Source organism: Ideonella sp. B508-1 (assembly GCF_000333615.1).
In the GTDB taxonomy this organism is placed as follows: Bacteria; Pseudomonadota; Gammaproteobacteria; order Burkholderiales; family Burkholderiaceae_C; genus Ideonella.
Genome location: NZ_BADL01000186.1, coordinates 1 through 1893 on the forward strand (window position 1 = coordinate 1; position 1893 = coordinate 1893).

2 protein-coding genes and 1 pseudogene are annotated in these 1893 nt (G+C 68.9%); 2 read left to right on the forward strand and 1 reads right to left on the reverse strand.

The annotated features are described in order from the left end of the window. Together I73_RS33820 and I73_RS08495 are read left to right on the forward strand one after the other, a co-directional pair. Positions 1-249: creatininase family protein (locus I73_RS33820; RefSeq protein ID WP_040499978.1), on the forward strand; the 249-nt coding region annotated here is incomplete at its 5' end. A gap of 34 nt (positions 250-283) precedes the next feature. Beyond that, complete coding sequence (locus tag I73_RS08495) at positions 284-1570, forward strand: hypothetical protein (RefSeq protein WP_022980219.1); 1287 nt, start codon at positions 284-286, stop codon at positions 1568-1570. A 77-nt stretch (positions 1571-1647) separates the two neighbouring features. Here the strand turns inward: I73_RS08495 and I73_RS26895 are convergent. Next, positions 1648-1893 (reverse strand): annotated as a pseudogene (locus tag I73_RS26895) (alpha-ketoglutarate permease); the annotation flags it as partial.

Here is a 1893-nt window from a genome sequence, read left to right on the forward strand (position 1 = left end):
GGCCAGGGCTTCTCCGAGGCCGAGATCGGCCTGCACGCCGGCCTGGCCGACACCGCGCTGATGATGGCGGTGGATCCCTCGCTGGTGCGTGTCGACCGTTTGCGTGCTGCCGGCGTTGACCATGGTGCGGACGGGGTGCGTGGCCAGCCGGCCCGCGCCACTTCTGCGCTGGGTCAGCCCGGCATCCGCCACATCATCGACACTTCGGTGGCGGCGCTGCGTGCGCAGCTGCCAACGCCTTCTCATTGACCGCTTGCTCGGTTTCCATACCCAGGACTTTCTCTTGACCTCCTCGATCGTCTCCACACGCCGCCTGGGCTGGGCGGGCGCACTGATCGGTGCCGCCGCCGCCGTGGCCGCCCTGTACGCCCATGCCGCCGCGCCCGCGACCGCATCTTCTGCCACGCCCGCGTCCGCGCAGGCTTCCGTGGCGCTGCCCGGCATGCCCCGGGTGGTGAACCCGGCCAACCTCTACAGCGAGACCTCTGCCGGCCACCTCAGCCCGGTGGTGCAGGGCGATCTGCAGCGGGTCTACGTGCCCAATCTGCGGGGCAACAGCGTGTCGGTGATCGACCCGGCCACGCTCAAGGTGGTGGACACCTTCAAGGTGGGCCGCGGGCCGCAGCACATCGTGCCGTCCTGGGATCTGCGCACCCTCTGGGTGGCCAACAACGCCGAGCGGCGCACCGACGGCAGCCTCACCCCCATCGATCCGCGCACCGGCAAGCCGGGTGAATCGGTGGAGGTGGACGACCCCTACAACCTGTACTTCACGCCCGATGGCAAGTCCGCCATCGTCGTGGCCGAGGCCCGGCATCGCCTGGACTTCCGCGACCCCAAGACCCTGGCGATGCAGTACAGCATCGACGTGCCGCAGTGCGGCGGCATCAACCACGCCGATTTCTCCATGGACGGGCGTGAGGCCCTGTTCACCTGCGAATTCCAGGGCAGCGTGGCCCGCATCGACCTGGTCAACCGCCAGGTGCTGGGCTACCTCAAGCTGAAGATGCCCTCCACCCGCTTCAAGGCCGCCGGCCCGGTGGACAACGGCCCGCCGGGCAGCGAGGTCTGCTCGGCCCAGAAGGGCATGCCGCAGGACATCCGCATCTCGCCCAACGGCAAGCGCTACTACGTGGCCGACATGGAGGCCGATGGCGTGCACGTGATCGACGCCGCCTCCTTCACCGAGATCGGCTTCATCGCCACCGGCGTGGCGGCCCACGGCCTGTACCCCAGCCGAGACGGTAGCAAGCTCTACGTGGCCAACCGCGGCTCGCACCAGATCCACGGCAAGCCCCGGGGCGCGGGCAGCGTCACCGTCATCGACTTTGCCAGCGAGAAGATCGTCGCCCAGTGGCCCATTCCCGGCGGCGGCAGCCCCGACATGGGCAATGTCAGCGCCGACGGCCAGTGGCTGTGGCTGTCGGGCCGCTTCGACGATGTGGTCTACCGCATCAACACCACCAGCGGCGCGGTGGACAAGATCAAGGTCGGCCAGGAGCCGCATGGCCTGACCGTGTGGCCGCAGCCGGGCCGCTATTCGCTGGGCCACACCGGCAACCTGCGCTGAGCCGTCGCGACACGACACGACATGCAAAAAGGCCCGGCACCGCAAGGTGCCGGGCCTTTGTCATTCAGGCCGGCGTGTCAGGCCTTCTGCTCGGCGTCGATCTGCGAGTTCTTCTTCGTGTCGCGCATCAGCAGGTTGACCAGCAGGGTGCAGCCGATCACCGCGGTGGCGTACCAGTAGAAGCCCGATTCGTGGCCGCCCTGCTTGAACCACAGGGCGATGTACTCGGCCGTGCCGCCGAACACCGAGACCGCGAAGGCATAGGGCACGCCCACGCCGGTGGCGCGGATGGCCGCCGGGAACAGCTCGGCCTCACCACCGCG